General features: G+C 61.1%; 19 protein-coding genes and 1 pseudogene. 7 read left to right on the top strand and 13 right to left on the bottom strand.

Translation table 11 applies throughout. The features are described from left to right. Positions 1-9 precede the first annotated feature (9 nt). The 4 genes from AWB68_RS26565 to AWB68_RS26550 form a co-directional block, all read right to left on the bottom strand. Positions 10-861: an ABC transporter permease subunit gene (locus AWB68_RS26565; RefSeq protein WP_087647323.1), complete on the bottom strand. Its 852-nt coding sequence runs from the start codon at positions 859-861 to the stop codon at positions 10-12. Further along, a complete protein-coding gene (locus AWB68_RS26560; protein ID WP_087647322.1) occupies positions 858-1,643 on the bottom strand; it encodes a taurine ABC transporter ATP-binding protein in 786 nt (261 codons plus the stop codon). Before AWB68_RS26560 ends, AWB68_RS26565 begins: the two co-directional genes overlap by 4 nt. Next, positions 1,640-2,662 carry a taurine ABC transporter substrate-binding protein gene (tauA, locus tag AWB68_RS26555; protein ID WP_087647321.1) on the bottom strand — a complete coding sequence of 341 codons (1,023 nt, stop codon included), beginning with the start codon at positions 2,660-2,662 and terminating at the stop codon, positions 1,640-1,642. Before tauA ends, AWB68_RS26560 begins: the two co-directional genes overlap by 4 nt. Positions 2,663-2,803: 141 nt before the next feature. Beyond that, entirely contained in the window at positions 2,804-3,019 is a 216-nt protein-coding gene (locus tag AWB68_RS26550; protein ID WP_087647320.1) for a hypothetical protein, read from the bottom strand. Between the two features lie 366 nt (positions 3,020-3,385). On the opposite strand from AWB68_RS26550, the gene AWB68_RS26545 reads away from it, so the two are divergent. Together AWB68_RS26545 and AWB68_RS26540 are read left to right on the top strand one after the other, a co-directional pair. Then, positions 3,386-3,661: a hypothetical protein gene (locus tag AWB68_RS26545; RefSeq protein ID WP_087647319.1), complete on the top strand. Its 276-nt coding sequence runs from the start codon at positions 3,386-3,388 to the stop codon at positions 3,659-3,661. Positions 3,662-4,098: 437 nt separating this feature from the next. Beyond that, positions 4,099-5,031 (top strand): LysR family transcriptional regulator, encoded by a 933-nt coding sequence (locus AWB68_RS26540; protein WP_087647318.1) that lies wholly within the window; start codon positions 4,099-4,101, stop codon positions 5,029-5,031. A 27-nt stretch (positions 5,032-5,058) separates the two neighbouring features. Here AWB68_RS26540 and AWB68_RS26535 read toward each other — a convergent pair whose 3' ends face one another. Beyond that, complete coding sequence (locus AWB68_RS26535; RefSeq protein ID WP_087647317.1) at positions 5,059-6,165, bottom strand: porin; 1,107 nt, start codon at positions 6,163-6,165, stop codon at positions 5,059-5,061. Positions 6,166-6,350: 185 nt separating this feature from the next. Beyond that, positions 6,351-7,562, bottom strand: coding sequence for an FAD-dependent oxidoreductase (locus tag AWB68_RS26530; RefSeq protein WP_087647316.1), 1,212 nt, complete (start codon positions 7,560-7,562; stop codon positions 6,351-6,353). Between the two features lie 584 nt (positions 7,563-8,146). Between AWB68_RS26530 and wrbA the strand changes: the two genes are divergently transcribed. From wrbA to AWB68_RS26515, 3 genes are all read left to right on the top strand, one after another. Further along, positions 8,147-8,773, top strand: coding sequence for an NAD(P)H:quinone oxidoreductase (gene wrbA, locus AWB68_RS26525; protein WP_087647315.1), 627 nt, complete (start codon positions 8,147-8,149; stop codon positions 8,771-8,773). 133 nt (positions 8,774-8,906) lie between these two features. Next, positions 8,907-9,398 (top strand): cupin domain-containing protein, encoded by a 492-nt coding sequence (locus AWB68_RS26520; protein ID WP_087647314.1) that lies wholly within the window; start codon positions 8,907-8,909, stop codon positions 9,396-9,398. A gap of 33 nt (positions 9,399-9,431) precedes the next feature. Beyond that, positions 9,432-10,427 (top strand): hydroxyquinol 1,2-dioxygenase, encoded by a 996-nt coding sequence (locus tag AWB68_RS26515; RefSeq protein ID WP_087647313.1) that lies wholly within the window; start codon positions 9,432-9,434, stop codon positions 10,425-10,427. A 99-nt stretch (positions 10,428-10,526) separates the two neighbouring features. Here the strand turns inward: AWB68_RS26515 and AWB68_RS26510 are convergent, their stop codons facing one another. Continuing rightward, the gene (locus AWB68_RS26510; protein ID WP_268810943.1) at positions 10,527-10,931 is read right to left on the bottom strand and encodes a MarR family winged helix-turn-helix transcriptional regulator; all 405 of its coding nucleotides are present in this window, start codon (positions 10,929-10,931) and stop codon (positions 10,527-10,529) included. 214 nt (positions 10,932-11,145) lie between these two features. Between AWB68_RS26510 and AWB68_RS26505 the strand changes: the two genes are divergently transcribed. Next, entirely contained in the window at positions 11,146-11,817 is a 672-nt protein-coding gene (locus AWB68_RS26505) for a siderophore-interacting protein (RefSeq protein WP_327383316.1), read from the top strand. A gap of 61 nt (positions 11,818-11,878) precedes the next feature. Here AWB68_RS26505 and AWB68_RS26500 read toward each other — a convergent pair whose 3' ends face one another. The 6 genes from AWB68_RS26500 to AWB68_RS26475 form a co-directional block, all read right to left on the bottom strand. Beyond that, the gene (locus AWB68_RS26500; RefSeq protein WP_087647310.1) at positions 11,879-12,217 is read right to left on the bottom strand and encodes a DUF971 domain-containing protein; all 339 of its coding nucleotides are present in this window, start codon (positions 12,215-12,217) and stop codon (positions 11,879-11,881) included. After that, positions 12,214-13,209 carry a HEAT repeat domain-containing protein gene (locus AWB68_RS26495; RefSeq protein ID WP_087647309.1) on the bottom strand — a complete coding sequence of 332 codons (996 nt, stop codon included), beginning with the start codon at positions 13,207-13,209 and terminating at the stop codon, positions 12,214-12,216. The genes AWB68_RS26500 and AWB68_RS26495 overlap by 4 nt, the downstream gene beginning before the upstream one ends. A 90-nt stretch (positions 13,210-13,299) precedes the next feature. After that, positions 13,300-13,545: a 4Fe-4S dicluster domain-containing protein gene (locus AWB68_RS26490; RefSeq protein ID WP_087647308.1), complete on the bottom strand. Its 246-nt coding sequence runs from the start codon at positions 13,543-13,545 to the stop codon at positions 13,300-13,302. Between the two features lie 13 nt (positions 13,546-13,558). Continuing rightward, positions 13,559-15,298: a fumarate reductase/succinate dehydrogenase flavoprotein subunit gene (locus AWB68_RS26485; protein ID WP_087647307.1), complete on the bottom strand. Its 1,740-nt coding sequence runs from the start codon at positions 15,296-15,298 to the stop codon at positions 13,559-13,561. Continuing rightward, a complete protein-coding gene (locus tag AWB68_RS26480) occupies positions 15,295-16,071 on the bottom strand; it encodes a GntR family transcriptional regulator (RefSeq protein ID WP_087647306.1) in 777 nt (258 codons plus the stop codon). The genes AWB68_RS26485 and AWB68_RS26480 overlap by 4 nt, the downstream gene beginning before the upstream one ends. Positions 16,072-16,232: 161 nt before the next feature. Then, on the bottom strand, positions 16,233-17,129 hold the full coding sequence (locus AWB68_RS26475) for a LysR family transcriptional regulator (protein ID WP_087647305.1): 897 nt from the start codon (positions 17,127-17,129) through the stop codon (positions 16,233-16,235). A gap of 219 nt (positions 17,130-17,348) precedes the next feature. On the opposite strand from AWB68_RS26475, the pseudogene AWB68_RS26470 reads away from it, so the two are divergent. Beyond that, positions 17,349-17,426 (top strand): annotated as a pseudogene (locus tag AWB68_RS26470) (succinate dehydrogenase, cytochrome b556 subunit); the annotation flags it as partial.

Genomic DNA, 17,426 nt, shown 5'->3' with positions numbered 1-17,426 from the left:
GACAAGGGGCTAAACCTTGCCCCTCCACGGCACCAGCCGACGCTCGAGCGCCCGCATGCCCAGATCGAACGTCCACGCGATCAACCCGATCAGCACGATGCCCATCACCACCACGTCGGTGCGAAGAAAGCTCGACGCGTTGAGCACCATTTGTCCGAGCCCGGCAGTCGCGGCCACCATCTCCGCTGCGACGAGCGTGGTCCAGCCAAAGCCAATTGCAATCCGCAGACCCGTGAGGATTTCCGGCAGCGCCGCAGGCAACACGACGTGGCGCACCAACTGCGAAAAGCTCGCGCCAAGCGAATAAGCAGCGTTGACCTGTTCGGCGGTCGCGCTGCGCACGCCGGCACGCGCGGCCATCGCGATCGGCGCGAAGCAGGCCAGGTAGATCACGATGAGCTTCGCCGTTTCGTCGATGCCGAACCAGATCACGACGAGTGGCAAGTACGCCAGCGGCGGCAGCGGCCGATAGAACTCCAGCGGCGGATCGAGCAATCCTCGCGCGACCCGGCTCACGCCCATCAGGATGCCGACCGGCACGGCCGTCAGACTCGCAAGCAAGAACGCGCCGAACACGCGGATCGCGCTCCAGAGAAGATGTTCGGACAACGGCAGGCCGCCCTGAATCCGGCCCGACCACGCATCGACGAACGCGCTCCAGACCGCCCGCGGCGACGGTAGAAAGAGGGGCGGCACCCAGTTCAAGCGGGTCACGGTCCACCAGAGCGCTGCAAGCGCCACGACCGAGGCCACGCTCAGCGCGGCCGTCGAACCCTCGCCCGGCAGTCCGCGTGCTTTCCTGCGCCGTTTCCCGGCAGACGCGGAAGAAGACGCGATGCGTATCGACTCGATCGAACTCATGAAGTCACTTCCAGCGGCGGCGAGTTGTGCAGATGGCGCACCAGCCTTTCGCGCCACTCGATGAAATCGGCCGAGGATTTCACTGCCCGTGCATCGCGCGATTCGAGAAACCGGCGCGCGAACGGCAGTTCGTAGGTCTCGGCAATCCTGCCCGGCCCCGGCGTCATGACGACGAGGCGCGTGGCGAGAAACAGCGCTTCCTCCACGCTGTGCGTGATAAAGAAAATGGTCTTGCGCGTGCGGCCCCATACATCGAGCACGAGTTCCTGGATCGACTCGCGAGTGAGGGCGTCGAGTGCGCCCATCGGTTCGTCCATCAACAGGACCTTCGGATCGCTCGCCAGCGCGCGAGCAATTCCGACACGCTGCTGCATCCCACCCGAGAGCGCATACACCCGCGCATGCGCCTGGTCTCGCAGCCCGACGAGCGCCAGCGTATCGAGCGCGATCTTTCTGCGCGCTGCTTTTTTCATCCCCTGGAAGCGCAAACCAAGCGCGACGTTATCGAGCACGTCGAGCCACGGCATCAACGCGTACTTCTGGAACACGACGCCACGCTCGGCGCCCGGGCCGGTGATCGGTTCGCCATCGAGACGCACTTCGCCTTCGGTCGGATCGACAAAGCCGGCGATGCAGTTCAGGAGCGTCGTCTTTCCGCAGCCCGATGCACCGAGCGCCACGACGAACTCGCCGGAGCCGATCTGCAGGTTCACGCCGGCGAGCGCGGCCGCGCGGCCTCCGTCGTAAGTGACTCCGAGGCCACGGACGTCCAGCAAGCTCATCGCGCGGCCTGCTGCACGAAGCGGGGATCCACGCCTGCCGAGTAGTCCGGCAGTACGTTCTGGATCGTGCCCTGGGTCTTGAGGAACGCGGCGGTCGCAGCCAGCGATTTAGCCGCCCCGGCTTGCGCACCGCCACCGAGCCACGCTGCCGATGCCTGTTCGGCGGCTGTCGGGAAAGCATAGAGGGCGAGACTGGCGGGAACGTCGGCGGCGTTTGCGCCGGATTCCTTCGCTACCGCTTCCACTTCCTTCGACCCCGCGGTCCAGTTGGACTTGTGATCGCGATATTGGGCGTCGGTCGTCGACAGCACCTTGACGAAGCCGCTGACGAAGGCCGCGTTGTCCTGCGCGAACTTGCGGTTGACGACGAAACCATCGAAGGTCGCCTTGCCGGTTTCCTTCGCGACTTCACCCGAGGTGGTCAGCACCTTGCCGTTTTTCTTGACCTTCGCGAGCACCGGGTCCCAGATATACGTGGCATCGATATCGCCGCGCTCCCACGCTGCCGCCACTTCAGGCGGGCGCAGGTTGAGAATCTTGACCGACGACGGATCGACGCCCGCGTTTTGCAGCGCGACCAGCGCATGAAAATGCGATGTCGAGACGAACGGCAGCCCGAGCTTCTTGCCCTTGAGGTCGGCAAGCGAGTTCACGCCCGAGCCATTGCGCGCGACCAGGGCTTCGGCGTCGTTGATGTTGTCGAGAATCCAGAAGAGCGAGATGTCGACGCCTTGCGAGAGGCCCGCCGCGATCGGGCTCGAACCGGCTTCGCCGAGCTGGATCGAGCCCGAAGCCAGCGCGCGGATCACATCTGCGCCGCTGCCGAGCTTGCGATAGGTGACCTTGTAACCCGTTGCCTTCTCGACTTCGCCGCTCGCCTGTGCATAGCGCCACGGCACGACCATATCCTGGTAGCCGATCACGACTTCGCGCGACTGGGCGCTGGCGACGGTCGAGGTGACTGCGATCAGCGCGACGGCGGCAACGGACACGCGCAACGTGGAGAAAAAGCGATTCATCAGAAGCCCCGTTTCTAGGTTTGGTCGATGGACAGATTCTGACTATATTGGCTTTGTGCGGCGGCGGTTCTATCGATTCATGCATTGCAAATCAGGTCGATCGAGCATTGCATTGCATGTAGTGCGGGACAGGTCCGATCCTTAAGCGGCCTGCCTGCATCGATCGTCTATCCAGAGACGAGCCCATCGCGACGCGTATGCGACGGCATGGTCGGCGTCGAAGAAGTAGTCGAGGGCGTCGAACGTATAGGAACGCCCATGAGGGAACGCCTCGCTCTCGATGGTCAGGTTGGCTGCATAGAGCCCACTCGGCAACGGCCGCGCCGACGGCTCGACTTCATATCCTTTGTATCGCATGGTTGTATCGCCAGAAATGCTGATTGTGGGCGGAATTGCCCGCTGCGTTTTCAGGCTAGTGCGTCGGGTATGCAATGTGAACCAATGGATTGGCGTAAGTAAATCAAAGGCGGTGTCAGCACGGCATTTCTGACGGGTGATGAAACACCTGCGTTAGCGTGGACCACGCGTATCGATGTGCAGCCGCGTCAGAAAGCATCGAGCCGCCCGCAGGCGGCTTCAGCGAAACATTGATATCGCGCGCCGTGCCGATTGGCATCGCGCTCCATTTCCCGCAGGCGATGCAATGCATTGCAGAAAAGCTTGCTTGTGAAAACGTCGTCCGCGGCCTAGATTCAAACATTCACGAGCCGAACGGAGTGAGCCATGCCGCGATTCCTGACGCATTACTGGCAAAGCTTGTTCGCCCACATGGAGCGTGCGCGCGAGCGCCGGTTCCTGCGCGAGGCCAGGCGCGCAATGAACGGATGCGGATGCGCAATCCCGGCAAGCGGCGCAACTCACGATGACGAGGCAAGCCGTGCGGAGCGGCTCGAATACATCGCGTTGTACGCGCAGGCGGGGTATTTCAACATGGGCTACGCCGTCGACGCGTTTCAACCGCCCGCCGAACCGCCTCCTACTCAAGACGCGCGCTTCTAACGTGCGGGAAACGAATCGCGGCAAGCGCGCCTCAGGCGTCTTGAGCATTTTTCAACGAGTTGGAGCAGCTTGGCGCCATCCACAACTCGTCCATCATCCGACGGATCTACATTCCCGACAACCTCATCTCGGCGCGTTGATGCGGCCGGTCAGCCTGCCTACCGGCCCGTGGCGCTTTCCCGGTGCCAACTCCATCATCTGAAGCACTTCGTGGAGACGCTGGAAACGCATGCGTCGATAGCTCCGCCATAGCGGTGCGTCAGGTCTTGGGGAACACCAAATAGTGTCGCGGGAATTCCACGATAGTTGCACGGCGATCGACGTGCTATGTTTTTCGATTCGTCTCGGAACTTGCTTTCCCTTGGCCGACCAGGCGGTGGGCAACGCGAGAGTACCAAGGCGTTCGCAAAACCTGCGCCCTCAGCCGGAGACGTTCGATGGATATTTATCTAAGCATGGAAGCGTTCGTCCGTGTAGCAGAATCCGGCAACTTCGCGGCCGCCGCGAGGCAAATCGGCGTCGCTAAATCCGTCATCAGCACCCGGGTGCAACAACTTGAAGAGCATTTGGGCGTTTCGCTCTTTCACCGATCGAGCCGGGCAGTGAAACTGTCGGAGGTCGGCGTCTCATACTATTCAGACTGCCATGATCTGCTGGGACGCATGCAGTCCCTTTCTCAAAGGTCACGGGACACGACGACTGCCTTGACCGGCACGTTGCGAGTCGCTGCTTTGAACGGCTTTGCGTTGCAGCATCTGCCGGGTGTGATCGAAACTTTCCGAAAGAGTCATCCGCACGTCGAATTCGACGTCTTCGCGAACGATCAGGTAATCGACCCCGTGCAGGAAGGCTTTGATGTCGTACTTCAAATATTCCCACCTGCCTCCGAATCGCTGATCGAACGTCGGCTATTCCGGATGCGGGGCGTGTTCGTCGCAGCGCCCGAATATCTCGACGGCATATCGCCAATCCTGACTCCGGCCGATCTCTGCCTGCATCAGTTCGCGTGCTACCGTTATTATCCCTGGCGCAACCGGTGGATTCTAAGCAAGAGCTCCGAGCACACTGAGGTCACGTTGGTGCCCGCGCTTCGTTCCAACAGCGTGCATCTCGTGCAGGAGTTTGCGCGTAGAGCAATGGGCGTCGCTTATCTACCAACGATGATCGCATACCATGATCTTCTGGAAGGGCAGCTTACGCGCGTGCTTCCCGACTATGAGACGGAGATCCCTTTCTTTTCGGCGGTGTATCCGACCTCGCATCGTGCGACGGCGAAGGTCAAGCTGTTCCTCGATTTGCTTTCGTCCACATTTTCGATGGAACCGGAGTGGGATCGACTGCTTGGTTTGACGCAAGAGAAGAGCACCTGATTGTCGAAGCCGCCAAACCCACTGCCACTAAAACCTGGTTTGCATGCCGACGCGCCCAATGCATTGAGAGCGGCTGCTTGACGGCCCGAACGTCCCATTGATTGATGCCGCCGCACCGCTATTCGCGATTTGATACACCACATCGACGTAAGTCGTCGTGCGCTTGGAAAGCGCATATTGTGCGACCGCAGTGACCTGATGCGCATGGTTCCGATTGACCACCTCGTTCCCCCACATGTACATGTAGTCCGCGCCGACGGTCACCGAAGGGGTGAAGCGGTACATCCCTCCGGTCTGGACCATGTTGACGGTCGCTCCGTTCGCAGTATTGTGTGTGTTCGTATAGAGCGCCGAGACCTGACCGCTTCCGATCGAATACCGCACGCCGACGCCGACGTTCTGTATGGCTCCTCCTGCCAATTGGGCATACCGTACGGACGTATAGGCTGCACCGATGGCGAGCGGACCGCCGACGAAACTCCCGCCCGCGCTGGATGCGCTATTTTGCCGAAAGTTGCCTGCTGCATTTCCAAACGCAAAGAGATAGCCGACCGACAACCCGGCGATCGTTGGTGATTTATATTTGATCGAGTTCGACAACGGCTCACTGCCGTTCATGTGATCGAAATCGTACGCCTCATTGGGCGGCGAATCGGGCAGCGCGAGTCCACTGAACGGGCCGTCGCGGAAGTTATAGAAGCCGCCGATATACGCCGCTGCATCCGCGTCGACGTCGCCTATGAGCGTGTCGACCATGAAGTCTTGCTGACGACCCAATGTCAGTGTTCCCAGGTGATCGTCGGCTAGGCCAATGAACGCCTCTCGCGAAAATAGCAGTCCGCCAGCCTGGTCCGCATTGCTCTTGAAGCCTACTATGGATCCGGTGCCGAGCATGTATTGCGTGACGAGTCGAAAGATGGCTTTAGTACCGTCGCCGAGCTGCTCGCTGCCTTGCAAGCCAAAGAGATTGGGTACCGCGATACCATCGTCCATCTTCCACGATGACGATCCCGCGCGGTTGCTGATGGCTGAGATGCCCGCGTCAACAAGGCCAAACAGGGTGACGCTATTTTGGGCGTTGACGAGTGGCGAGAAGGTGATCAAAGCTGTCGTGGCGAAAACGGTCTTTCTCATTGCTTCCTTCCGTTCTGTTCTGAGTGTCGGCGGCGCGGGCGAGTTGAAGCCCCGCGAGAAATCGCTTTCTCGCGTTGCTCGTCGTGCCGAAGAAGGGAACGGCGTTCGTGTCCGAACGCCTCTAGCGGGCTCCGGGACGCGGTCTGATGGTGCTTCGCGGCATCAGATCGCAGACCGTCCGGGTGTCACGCAGCAAGCCGTTGCGGTTCCGCAAACCGTCGGCCATTAAGCTTCTCGAAGTCGAGCAGGATCTGCCTCATCACGGAGCGATCGGTGCCGGCATGTTCGAACATGGCGGTGTCACGAGCGCGTTGGGCGGGATCGCTTTCCTTCATCCAGGTGAAATTGGCGGTGGCGGTCGGTGAGGTGAATTCGAGGAAGACCTTTCTCCGGTCGATCGCGTATTCGTCAAGAACCTTGAGCGGGGCCGCCTCCTTGATCACCGAGATCAATGCTTCAGCGAGGTGTTCCGCATCCAGCACTCCGCCGGACAATCCGAGGCCGCCCATTGGATTGGTCGCGTGCGCCGCATCGCCGGCCAGGATCACGCGACCGCGCCGGAACTCGGGCGCGCATCGCTGGTGAACGCGATACGGGTTGAGGTGGTCGACGCGATACTGGTCGGGTGTCGGCGCGCCGGGCAGCAACCGCTTGAACCGTTCGGGCAAGCGCTGACGGACCTCGGCATCCGACAGCGACGGATCCTCCCCGTAACAGACGCGCCACAGGCCTGTCTGGTCGAGTTGGACGACTACGGCCCAGTCCACCGGATCGTGAACGAAATTGGCGCGCGAGTAGCCGTGCAGGGAAAAGTCGTAGAACACATTGGTCGCCACGAGGCGCTCAGGCCAGGTGATACCGTCAAAGGTCAAGCCGATTTTCTCGCGCACCGTGCTGCGCGCACCATCGGTCGCCGCGACCCAACGCGTGCGCAGCCGTGCCGTGCCGCCAGGGCTGGTTGTCTCGATGGTCGCATAGGAGGCATCCTGATCAATGCTCCGGACACGGTGGTTCCAGCGAATGTCGACATTGGGCAACGCGCGCAGGTGCTGGACGATGACGTTGGACACGTGGTTTTGTCCGAGCAGCAGCATATAGGGATAGTTCGTGTCCCGGTTGAGGACGCTCCAGTCCATCGTCGCGATCAGCGAGCCGTCACCATGGCGGTAGGCGAAGTCCGGACACCACACGGCGCGTTTGCGAATGTCGTCGAGCAAGCCGAAGCGGTCTAGCGCGGCCGCGGTTGGCGGCATATAGGCTACCGCCCGCGGCGACGGCGAGACGCCTGATTCGGCTTCGAGCACGATGACCCTGATGCCGGCCTTGCCGAGTTTCAATGCGGTGAGCAGTCCAACGGGACCTCCACCGACTACAACCACTCCGTCCAGCGTTTCCATGTCGCGTCTCCTATCAGTTTCCATTTGCAGGGAATGGCCCGCCACCCGAAAGTCGAACTACGCGTGGCCGGGATATTTGAGCCAAGCGTAACCAGCCGGATTGATGGAGGCAATGCGAACCAGTTTGCCAATCGCGAACAGACCGATCGGGTTTTTTCGCGCCGTACGCGCGCGCAGGGAGGGTAAATCGGGTTGACATGGCCTTAATGTCGGTCCTTGGGCGGATGCAGTTCCCTGAACGGAAACCGTCTATCCCTTACGCCAGGCGGCAATGACCCTTGTTGCGTAGCTGTTCGTGAAGGCCGGCCATTTGGCGTACGGGCACTCCAAACGGTTGGAAGGCGCACGGACGTAGCCGTTTGGTTTTCGCAATCGGATGGTTTGCAAAACGTGAACGATGGTCGTGTTGTATTGCCTTCTGCTCACGCTTATGCTGAAACGAGCAAGCGACGGGTCTTGGACTTAATCGATTGCAACTTGCTCCCGGAATTCTTAGCGCTAGCGAATGTCGTTCATTCGATGTTAGCGCGCGGACTTCAAAACCCCATTTACATTCAGACAGAGAAGCACCTTAAGGAATCGACATGGCAACCAAAATTCAGATTGTTTTCTATAGCTCCTACGGTCACATCTACAAGATGGCCGAGGCAATCGCCGCTGGCGCACGCGCAGTGGGCGACACTGAAGTCACGCTATTGCAGGTCCCGGAGCTTGTGCCCGAGGATGTCCTGGTCAAGAGCGGTGTGAAGGGATACCGTGCGGCGTTCGGGAGCGTGCCTTACGCTACCCCGGACGTGCTGGCGGAAGCAGATGCGATCATCTTTGGTACACCGACTCGTTTCGGCAATATGTGTGCGCAGATGCGCAACTTCCTCGATCAAACGGGAGGGCTTTGGATGTCGGGCGGATTGATCGGGAAGGTTGGCAGTGTGTTCACGAGCACCGCTTCTCAACACGGGGGTCAGGAGACAACGATCACCAGTTTTCATACCACGCTCCTTCATCACGGGATGGTGATCGTCGGTGTTCCGTACTCGGAGCAGCGCCTCGTGAACATGAACGAGATATCCGGTGGTACGCCCTACGGAGCATCGACACTGGCCGGTGCTGACGGTTCACGGCAGCCAAGCGAAAACGAACTGCAAATCGCGAGGTTTCAGGGCGAGCACGTTGCGACTATCGCCAAACGTCTGGCACGCAAGGAAGGCTGACGGGCTGCGGTCCGGGTCCAAGCACTCAAGTTTTGCGTTTCCAGCACAGCTTGAGCGTTGCTGTAGCAGGCCCGTGGCCTTAGCCTTCAGTCACTAGTCGCGCAACATGTACATAGGTATCAGGAGACATGACATGCAACAAACCGTGTTCGGAAGTCTGAAAAGTTTTCACAAGGGCGCAATCGAGATCATCAACGGGAAGCCCGGGCATTACGCGATGTCGAACGTGTTCGAAGTCGCAAGTCATGCTGAACCGTACGAGAAGATCGTCGTTGGAAAGAATCTCAAGTACGTCATCGAGACGCTTCGTGCAGAGGGAATCTCGCCATGGTTCAGCGCATCGCACGACGAATTCGTCGTGGTGCTCGACGGTGAGATAGATGTGCATTTCATCAAGCCATCCGACGGCTCTCTTGTCGACGCGAGCACCGAAGGTAGCGTGCGTCTTGAGGGCAACCCCGCAGGACAGGCGATGGGGCGCGTTCGGCTGCGCCGGGGTCACCAGGCGCTGCTGCCCGCCGCCGCCGCTTATCGTTTTGACGCGGCCACCACGGGTGTGCTGCTGGTGCAGACCATTCTCGGCCGCCATTCGGTCGAAAAGTGGGCTGATATCTGCGTCCGCTGATTACTGTCAAGACAAGTCACTACGGAGTTTATTGTGGAAAAGAAAAGCAATCTGCTTGAGGTCAAGGCGAGTGATGCGGACGCAGTCACCGGCTATCGCACGTTCCAGCTTGGCGCCTTCGAATTCAGGCGTGACGCGTACTTCGTCACGGTAAAGTGGCCGGCGAAGGGACAATCCCGTTCGCATCAGATTCCTGCTGATGACTTTCTGCGTGCAATGATGCGCGACGTCGCCTGGGGTTTCTTTTACGGCTGGGTCAATTTCGATCACGTGTTGGGCACTCGAAATCACTACGGCAAAGTCGACCTGTATGCCGGGGCCTATAACGCGAGTTTCAAGGAAGCCGGCATCGACTATGTCGAGAAGTTCGACACGCCGCTGATCATGGCGACCTTCAAGGCGATCCTGAGGGACTGGGTCAACGAAGGCTTCGATCCGTTCGCTGCACCCGGAGAAACGGGCTCCGCATTCGGAAGCAAGCATGGCGACAACATCGAGGCGATCGAACGCTTCCGGATTGCGACCAGGCGCATGCCCGGAATGGACGGGGATTCACCTTTGCGTGACGAGCTGCCCGTCAATCGTCACTTTGACGATGTCGCCCAGGACGAGCCGGAGATTCACGCCGAGCCGGGGTTCGAAAAGTCGCTTTCGGCGTTTAGCCTGTTCAAGTATTTGTCGCGTTCGGATGTGACGTGGAATCCGTCGGTCACGTCGGTTTGCCAGCAAAGTCTCTTTTGCCCGACGACGGAAGAATTCATGCTGCCGGTGTTTCACGGCAACGACCGGGTCGAGTGGTTTCTGCAACTCTCCGACCAGATCGTCTGGGATATCGCGGACAAGGATAGCGGCGAACCGCGTGCCCGCATTACGATGAACGCAGGCGATATTGCAGCAATGCCTGCCGACATCCGCCACAAGGGGTATTCGCAGAAGCGCTCGATGCTGTTGGTGTGGGAGAACGCCACGCCCGATCTGCCACAGCGGTACGAAAGCGGCGAACTTGCGCCGTATCCGATCGAGATGTAACGCACGAAGCTTGTCCCTGCCCTTCAAACGGTCGGCTGTCGGCGCCCGGCCGGGGCTGCGTGGTTCCGCGGCTGGCAACCGCCCAAGGACATTTCAACATCAAGAGCGCGTCGCGTCTGGTGCGCTCAAATTTTCCCTGATGGTCTGCAATAGTGCGGCGAGTTGTTCCTGTTGCGCCTGACTCAAACCTGCAATCGCCTTCTTCGACAATCGCTTTGCCTGCTGGCGCAACGCGCCGTGGACCTCTTCGCCGCCGTGGGTGAGCCAAAGCCGAATATTGCGCCGGTCCGCCTCGTCGGGCTTGCCGTCGAGGAGCCCCTGCTCGCGCAACCCCTTGATCAGCCGCGCGAGCTGGGCCTTGTCGCGGCCGCTGTGAGCCGCAAGGTCGCTCTGGGTTGCGCCCGGGTGCACGGCGAAGAAGTTCAGGACCTTGTGGTCCATGTGCGTGATGTCGTGATGACTGTCACGCAGAAAACGATATTGCGCCGAACGGTACTCATGCATGACCGTATGCACGAGATCCAGAAGGTCCTCGGGAGAATTTTTCATCGTAAGAAAGGGGCGCCGCGCCCTGAATCCTGATTAGTTGACTTTGTCATTTTACTTCATTATTATCGATGACATTGTCAATCAATGAGGTGCCGCGATGGAAACGCAAACGGCGAAAAGCAGGGTGACGCGCGTGCGTCAAGAGCCTCGGCGACGAGAGCTCGAAGTAGTGAGTGTCGAAGCTATCGGCCGGAATTTCAGGAGTGTGACCTTCTCGGGAGACGCGCTGGAAGATTTCGTCAGCCAGTCGTTCGACGATCACGTCAAACTCATCTTCACAGCTGCCGACGGTGCGGAGATCAAGCGCGACTACACGCCGCGTCGCTTCAATGCGGCGAAGCGGGAGCTTACGATCGAGTTCGCGCTGCATGGCGACGGTTTTGCTTCGAACTGGGCGGCAACGGCGGAGCCTGGCCAGCGCATTACGATAGCGGGCCCACGCGGTTCGTTCATTGTGCCGACAGACTATGCCTGGCACTTGTTCGTGGGCGATGCCACGGCGCTTCCCGCCATCGCGCGCCGCATGGAGGAGTTGCCGGCGGATGCGATCGCCATGGTGATCGTGCAGATCGACGACCCTGCGGACAAGCGGCGTTTCAAAAGCAAGTCTCTCTTCAACGCGGTCTGGACTCGCGAAGCCGGAGAGTTGTTGCGCGAAGTGGAATCGCTCCATGTGCCTTCGGGCGACGGATACGTCTGGTGCGCGGCGGAGGCGAGCGTTGCAACGCGCGTGCGTGAGATATTGGTCGACCAGAAGGGGCACGACAAGCACGCTATCCGCGCTTCGGCCTACTGGAAGCACGGCGCGAGCGCGCACCACGAAAAGCTTGGGGAAGCGTGAGGGACGGTTTCAACAATCGAAATAACATCGACCCTGCCGTCGCCGTGCCTGTTTCAGGTGGTCATGGTTCCGCGAGCGATAACCGGCGTCCAACGAACGAGGCTCGCAATTCCGCATCAGTAGACGCAAGTTCGTCGAAGTAGCTCCAGGGGTAAATGCCCCGTGCATGCTGATCGCTGAAAACGAGTTGCACGCCGTAGCCCATCGGCTCTGCACGCACGACAAGCACGCCATCGCCGACAGGAATCGGGGCGCCTTCGATGCGCAGGCGCCTGCATTGCGCGCACCGGCATGCGCGCCTGAGCGCCGCATAGGCAAACCGCTTCGGTGGCTCGTCCGGCCAAAGCAAGCTCAAGGTGCCCGCGCCATGATCCAGTTCGATTCGATCAGGTGCCTTCATGCACGCTCGCTTTCGATCTGCTGAAGTGCGATGCGCACTGCCTTGCGCACATCGGGATCGCGATCGTCGAGTGCGTCGCGCAGTGCGGGCAAAGCGTCGCAAGTGCCCAACTCGCCGAGCGCGAGCGCAGCTTCCTTGCGCAGATTGCTGATCGGGTGCGCGAGCAGCGAAGCGAGCGGCGCGCTTGCCTTCGCGTCGCCGATCCTGCCGAGCGCGCGAGCCGCACGCAATCTCACCTGCCAATAGGCGTCGTCGAGTGCGGCAATGAGGTCATCGCCTGCAAGCGGCGCGCGAATCTTGCCGAGTGTCGTCGCGGCTTCTTCGCGAACCTGCCATGCTTCGTCCCGCAAGGCGCCCAGCAGCGCGCTGACCGGCTCGGGCGAATCGGCCGACGCAAATCCCAGCGCCCCCGCCGCGGCGCGTCTCACGTCTGGATCAGCGTCTGCGCTGGCGAGCGACGCCAGCGAATCGAGCGCACGCGGCTCCTTCAGCCAGCCAAGCACGCCGACCGCCTCTCGCCGCACGATAGCGCTCGAGTGAAGCAGCGCTTGCGCCGCGATGTCGAATGCGCCGGCATAGCGCAACTCGCGCAGGGCTCGCAGCGCGGACGCCTTGACGAACCCGTCCGCGTGTCCGGCCCAGCGTGCGAGGATCACGCCAGAAGCGACATCCTTCAACTCGGCAAGGCTTTGCGCCGCAGTCTCGCGCACGTCCGCGTCGGCGTCCAGCAAGGCCCCGCAGAGCGCTTCCACGACGTCGGCCCGCTCCCATGAAGCGAGCACCCGCGCGGCCTCCCGACGCACAGCGGCGGAGGCGTCGCGGTGCAACGCGTCGACGATCGGTTGCAGCAGGCGTTCGTCTTCGAGATCGGCGAGATCGATGAGCGCGATGCGGCGCACGGCCGGGTCAGTGTCGGTTAGACGCGGGAGCAGGGCGGCGGCCTCGGGGTCGAGCGTGTCGGGGTCGTAGAGAAGTCGAGGGGTGTCTGTCATGGGTGGCTTGCTTGGGTTCGTGTAAGGGCGCCGGGCGGCTCGTGCCGGGAGCCTGAGGCATCGGCGCCTGAGCAACGACGCCCATTCGCTTCAGCGCAGCAGGTAGGGAATGTCCACCTTCACCGCGCCGGTCGGGCAATCCTGTTCGCACGGCATGCAGTACCAGCATTCGTCGAACTGCATGTAAGCCTTGCCCTTGCTCATATCGATTGCGAGCAGGTCGAGCGGGCATACGTCGACGCACACGGTGCAGCCCTTGTCCGCGATGCATTTGTCCTCGTCGATGGTGACGGGCGCATTGCTGCGATGAAAGATTTCATGCGGGGTGGTCGACATGTCGGGCTCCTCGTCACGCGGGTTCGGTCATGAGCGGGCGCTCGCCGATGCGCAGCTTCTGATAGGCAGTGGTCTCGCTGGCATCGGGCGCCACCACGTACGGTTCGACCGGGCGCTTCTCGCTCGTCATGCGCCCATGCTCGTCGCGCCGAAGATGCGTGTGGCAGAACCACTCGGCTTCGTTGCGATGCGGGTAGTCGACGCGATGGTGATACAGCCCCCAGCGGCTTTCCGTGCGAAACAGCGACGCACGCGCCGCCATCTCCGCGCAATCGCGGATCGCACTGACTTCCGCCGCGCGCATCAGTTCGTGCGGATTCGCGGCCTTGATCTCGTCGATGTCGTCCGCTATCGCCTCGAAGCGCTGCAGGCCGATCTCCATCTTGCGCGTGACCTTCGGCGGTTGCAGATAGTCGTTCACCATGCGGCGCAGCTTGTATTCGACCTGCGCGGATGCGAGTCCCGTCTCGCGTTCGAGCGGTGCGAAGACGCGGCGGCGCTCGGCTTCGACCTGCTCTTCATCGACCGGTGCATGTTCGCGGCCCGCCACGTACTCGGCGGCGTTGTGTCCCGCGAACCAGCCATAGGTGAAGGCGCCCAGCATGTAGTTATGCGGCACGGCCGCCATGTCGCCGGCGGCATACAGGCCGGACACGGTAGTCTCCGCGCGCTCGTTCACATACACGCCCGATGCGCTATGACCGCTGCAAAACCCGATCTCCGAGATGTGCATCTCCACCATCTGCCGGCGATAGTCGGTGCCGCGTCCGGCGTGGAATCGTCCGCGGCTCGGGCGTTCGTTCGTGTGCAGGATGTCTTCGATGGTCTGGATCGTTTCTTCCGCGAGGTGATCGAGCTTGAGGAACACGGGGCCGTTTCCGCTTTGCAGTTCCTGGTAGAACTCCCACATCATCTGCCCGCTCCAGTAGTCGCATTCGATGAAGCGCTCGCCCTTGCCATTCGCGGTGAAGCCACCGAGCGGCCCCGTCACATACGCGCACGCGGGGCCGTTGTAATCCTTGATGAGCGGGTTGACCTGGAAGCATTCGAGGTTTGCGAGCGCCGCGCCTGCGTGATAAGCCATCGCATAGCCGTCGCCGGCATTGGTCGGGTTTTCGTAGGTGCCCATCAGGTAGCCCGATGCCGGCAGCCCGAGGCGCCCGGCGGCGCCGCAACTCAGGATGACGGCCTTGGCGCGCACGACATAGAAGTCCGCGGTGCGGCAGTCGAAACCGAGCACGCCGCACACGCGTCCACTCGAATCCTTCAGGAGCCGCGTGGCGACGACCCGGTTCGTGATCGATACGCGGGCGCGCTTGAGCTGCCGGTAGAGCACCTTCTTGATGCTATGGCCTTCGGGCATCGGCAGCACGTAGGAACCCATGTGGTGCACCTTCTTCACCGCGTAGTCGCCTGTGCTGTCCTTTTCGAACTTCACGCCCCAGCGGTCGAGTTCCTCGATCGTCGTAAAGCTGTGCTTCGCGTAGGCGTAGACGGCGGCCTGATCGACGATGCCATCGTTGGCGGCCGTGATTTCCCGCACATATTGCTCGGGTGTGGCGTGGCCCGGTATCACGGCGTTGTTGAGCCCGTCCATGCCCATCGAGATCGCGCCGCTGCGCTTCACGTTGGCCTTTTCCAGCAGCAGGATCTTGAGCGACGGATCGCGCTCCTTGGCTTTCACCGCGGCCATCGGGCCTGCGGTGCCGCCGCCCACCACGACTACGTCGTATTCGAGAACGTGCGTTTTCATCGCTGATTCCTTGCATTTCTGCGTGCTTTTTCGCGGTCGATGCGCAAGCGGTACTGGAACGCATCGCCTCGAAAGTAGAGGTATTCGAAATCGATTGGCTTGCCGTTCGCGTCGTGCGTGAGCCGTTCGATGCGCAACACCGGGCTGCCTTCTTCGACGCGCAATGCCTTAGCGATATCGTCGTCGGCGAGGATTGCGTCGATCGCGACATCTGCGTGGCCGAGCGGTACGCCGCAGTCGTTTTCGAGGATCAGGAAGATGTCGCGAGTTTCCAGATCCGCACCGGCAATGCGCTTGCCGAGCGCTTCAGGCAGCCACGTGATTTCAACCGACACGGGCTCGCGATTGAGCAACCGCACGCGGTGGATCTCGGCGACGCGCGCGCCTTCCGGCACGTCGAGCCGCGCGGCGACCTGCCGATCCGCCTTCACGAAACGCACGCTGCGAAGCTGATTGACGATTTCATAGCCCATCGATGACATCGCCTCCGCAAACCCTTGCAGCGACGTCACATTCTGAAAGGCTTTCGGCTTGGAAACGAACGTGCCTTTTCCATGCAGCTTGAACAGCAGCCCTTCTTTCTGAAGGTCACCGAGCGCCTGCCTGACGGTGATGCGGCTCACGTCGAACATTGCACACAGTTCGTACTCGGACGGCATCTGGCTGTGCGGCGCGTAGGTGCCGTCGAGGATGCGCGCGCGCAGCGCGTCCTTGATCTGCGCATAGAGCGGCAAGGGCGACAACGCAACAAGGGTGGCACTCGGCTTGGACATCGATCCCACTTGTCATAACAAGATGAATCGAGTGTAGAGAATGCCGCGCCTCCGCCAAACCAAGTTTTTGTGCTATCGATTTCGTGCTTGCCGCAAAGGGCGCGGTGCCGCTACCGGACTGGATGAAACGCGGCGTCCGCGCATGGTTCCCGTGCCGATCATCAAGCCCGCTTCTCCGACACCTGACGCGCGATCGACACAAAGTTGGCAGTCTTGGCCGAGACGCCATCTTCGCGCGCGGCGAGTGCCAGCCGAATCGAAACACTGGGGCCGTGTATGTCGGCGTATCCGACGCCTTCGACTTGAATCTGGCACACCGAGGCGGGTACGAGAGACACACCGAACTCGGCGGCCACCAGGTTGACCACTGACGACAGTTGAGGGGCCTGCTGACCCAGCACGGGTTCGAAACCGGAATCCCGGCACGCGCCAACGATGACATCGTGCAATGTCGGGCTGGCTTCACGCGGGAGCAGGACAAACGGTTCGTCGGCGAGCGCCGATAGCGAAACCCTTTTCCTGGCCGCCAGACGGTGACTGGCCGGCAGCACGATTCTCATTGGCTCCGTGGCGATGTGATGGTACGAAACGCCGGCGGGGGACTGGCTTCCCAGCCGGACGAAGGCGACGTCCAGCCGCTTGTCATTCAGGTAAGCGAGCAGTTGCGCGGTGTTTCCCTCGACCAGACTGAGATTGACGTTAGGGAACGACTGCCTGAACTCGCGGATCAGCTTCGATACAACCGGGTTGAATGCGGCGGAACCGGTGAAGCCGATATTCAATTGTCCAACCTCTCCCCGGCCAGCACTCTGCGCTTTCTCGACGGCGTTGCGCGCGTCGCTCAGCAGGCGTTTCGCGTCGATTGCGAACGCTTCGCCGGCCTCCGTCAGGACCACGCCGTGCCCCGTGCGGCGGAACAGGCGAACGCCCATTTCCTTCTCCAGCGCATGTATCTGCTGGCTGAGCGGGGGCTGCCCGATCCCCAGTCTTTCCGCTGCGCGGGTCACGTTGCGCTCTTCCGCAACGGCCAGGAAATACCGGATATGTCGAAGCTCCATACGATATATGCAAAAGCAATTTCAGAAAGACGCGATAGATATTGGACAGTATATCAAGAGTGCGACAAAATGCTGCTATCGCGCGCGTTGCGCGGATTGGAACTTATCCCTGCAATACCACAAACACTGCTCGCCACTCGCTCGAACAGGCAGGCAGGACGAGCCACGCTGCGTCTGCGGCGGCGTGCGCGATCGTCAACCCAGATAAAGGAGTGAGACGTGGCTGAAGCCGTAAAAAAACCAAGGCCCGAGTTCCGTAACATCGGGATCGGTCAACTCGCGAAGTATCGCCTGCCG

The sequence above is a fragment of the Caballeronia choica genome, assembly GCF_001544535.1.
Classification (GTDB): Bacteria; Pseudomonadota; Gammaproteobacteria; order Burkholderiales; family Burkholderiaceae; genus Caballeronia; species Caballeronia choica.
This window is presented reverse-complemented; position numbering and strand designations above follow the sequence as displayed.

What these genes read in the sequence shown, in the direction of transcription:
- AWB68_RS26550 (WP_087647320.1), bottom strand. Translation starts at nt 3,019, where the DNA reads ATGCGATACAAAGGATATGAAGTCGAGCCGTCGGCGCGGCCGTTGCCG.
- AWB68_RS26510 (WP_268810943.1), bottom strand. Translation starts at nt 10,931, where the DNA reads ATGCATGAGTACCGTTCGGCGCAATATCGTTTTCTGCGTGACAGTCAT.
- AWB68_RS26490 (WP_087647308.1), bottom strand. Translation starts at nt 13,545, where the DNA reads ATGTCGACCACCCCGCATGAAATCTTTCATCGCAGCAATGCGCCCGTC.
- AWB68_RS26560 (WP_087647322.1), bottom strand. Translation starts at nt 1,643, where the DNA reads ATGAGCTTGCTGGACGTCCGTGGCCTCGGAGTCACTTACGACGGAGGC.
- AWB68_RS26500 (WP_087647310.1), bottom strand. Translation starts at nt 12,217, where the DNA reads ATGAAGGCACCTGATCGAATCGAACTGGATCATGGCGCGGGCACCTTG.
- AWB68_RS26540 (WP_087647318.1), top strand. Translation starts at nt 4,099, where the DNA reads ATGGATATTTATCTAAGCATGGAAGCGTTCGTCCGTGTAGCAGAATCC.
- AWB68_RS26480 (WP_087647306.1), bottom strand. Translation starts at nt 16,071, where the DNA reads ATGTCCAAGCCGAGTGCCACCCTTGTTGCGTTGTCGCCCTTGCCGCTC.
- AWB68_RS26545 (WP_087647319.1), top strand. Translation starts at nt 3,386, where the DNA reads ATGCCGCGATTCCTGACGCATTACTGGCAAAGCTTGTTCGCCCACATG.
- tauA (WP_087647321.1), bottom strand. Translation starts at nt 2,662, where the DNA reads ATGAATCGCTTTTTCTCCACGTTGCGCGTGTCCGTTGCCGCCGTCGCG.
- AWB68_RS26475 (WP_087647305.1), bottom strand. Translation starts at nt 17,129, where the DNA reads ATGGAGCTTCGACATATCCGGTATTTCCTGGCCGTTGCGGAAGAGCGC.
- AWB68_RS26535 (WP_087647317.1), bottom strand. Translation starts at nt 6,165, where the DNA reads ATGAGAAAGACCGTTTTCGCCACGACAGCTTTGATCACCTTCTCGCCA.
- AWB68_RS26565 (WP_087647323.1), bottom strand. Translation starts at nt 861, where the DNA reads ATGAGTTCGATCGAGTCGATACGCATCGCGTCTTCTTCCGCGTCTGCC.
- AWB68_RS26485 (WP_087647307.1), bottom strand. Translation starts at nt 15,298, where the DNA reads ATGAAAACGCACGTTCTCGAATACGACGTAGTCGTGGTGGGCGGCGGC.
- AWB68_RS26520 (WP_087647314.1), top strand. Translation starts at nt 8,907, where the DNA reads ATGCAACAAACCGTGTTCGGAAGTCTGAAAAGTTTTCACAAGGGCGCA.
- AWB68_RS26495 (WP_087647309.1), bottom strand. Translation starts at nt 13,209, where the DNA reads ATGACAGACACCCCTCGACTTCTCTACGACCCCGACACGCTCGACCCC.
- wrbA (WP_087647315.1), top strand. Translation starts at nt 8,147, where the DNA reads ATGGCAACCAAAATTCAGATTGTTTTCTATAGCTCCTACGGTCACATC.
- AWB68_RS26530 (WP_087647316.1), bottom strand. Translation starts at nt 7,562, where the DNA reads ATGGAAACGCTGGACGGAGTGGTTGTAGTCGGTGGAGGTCCCGTTGGA.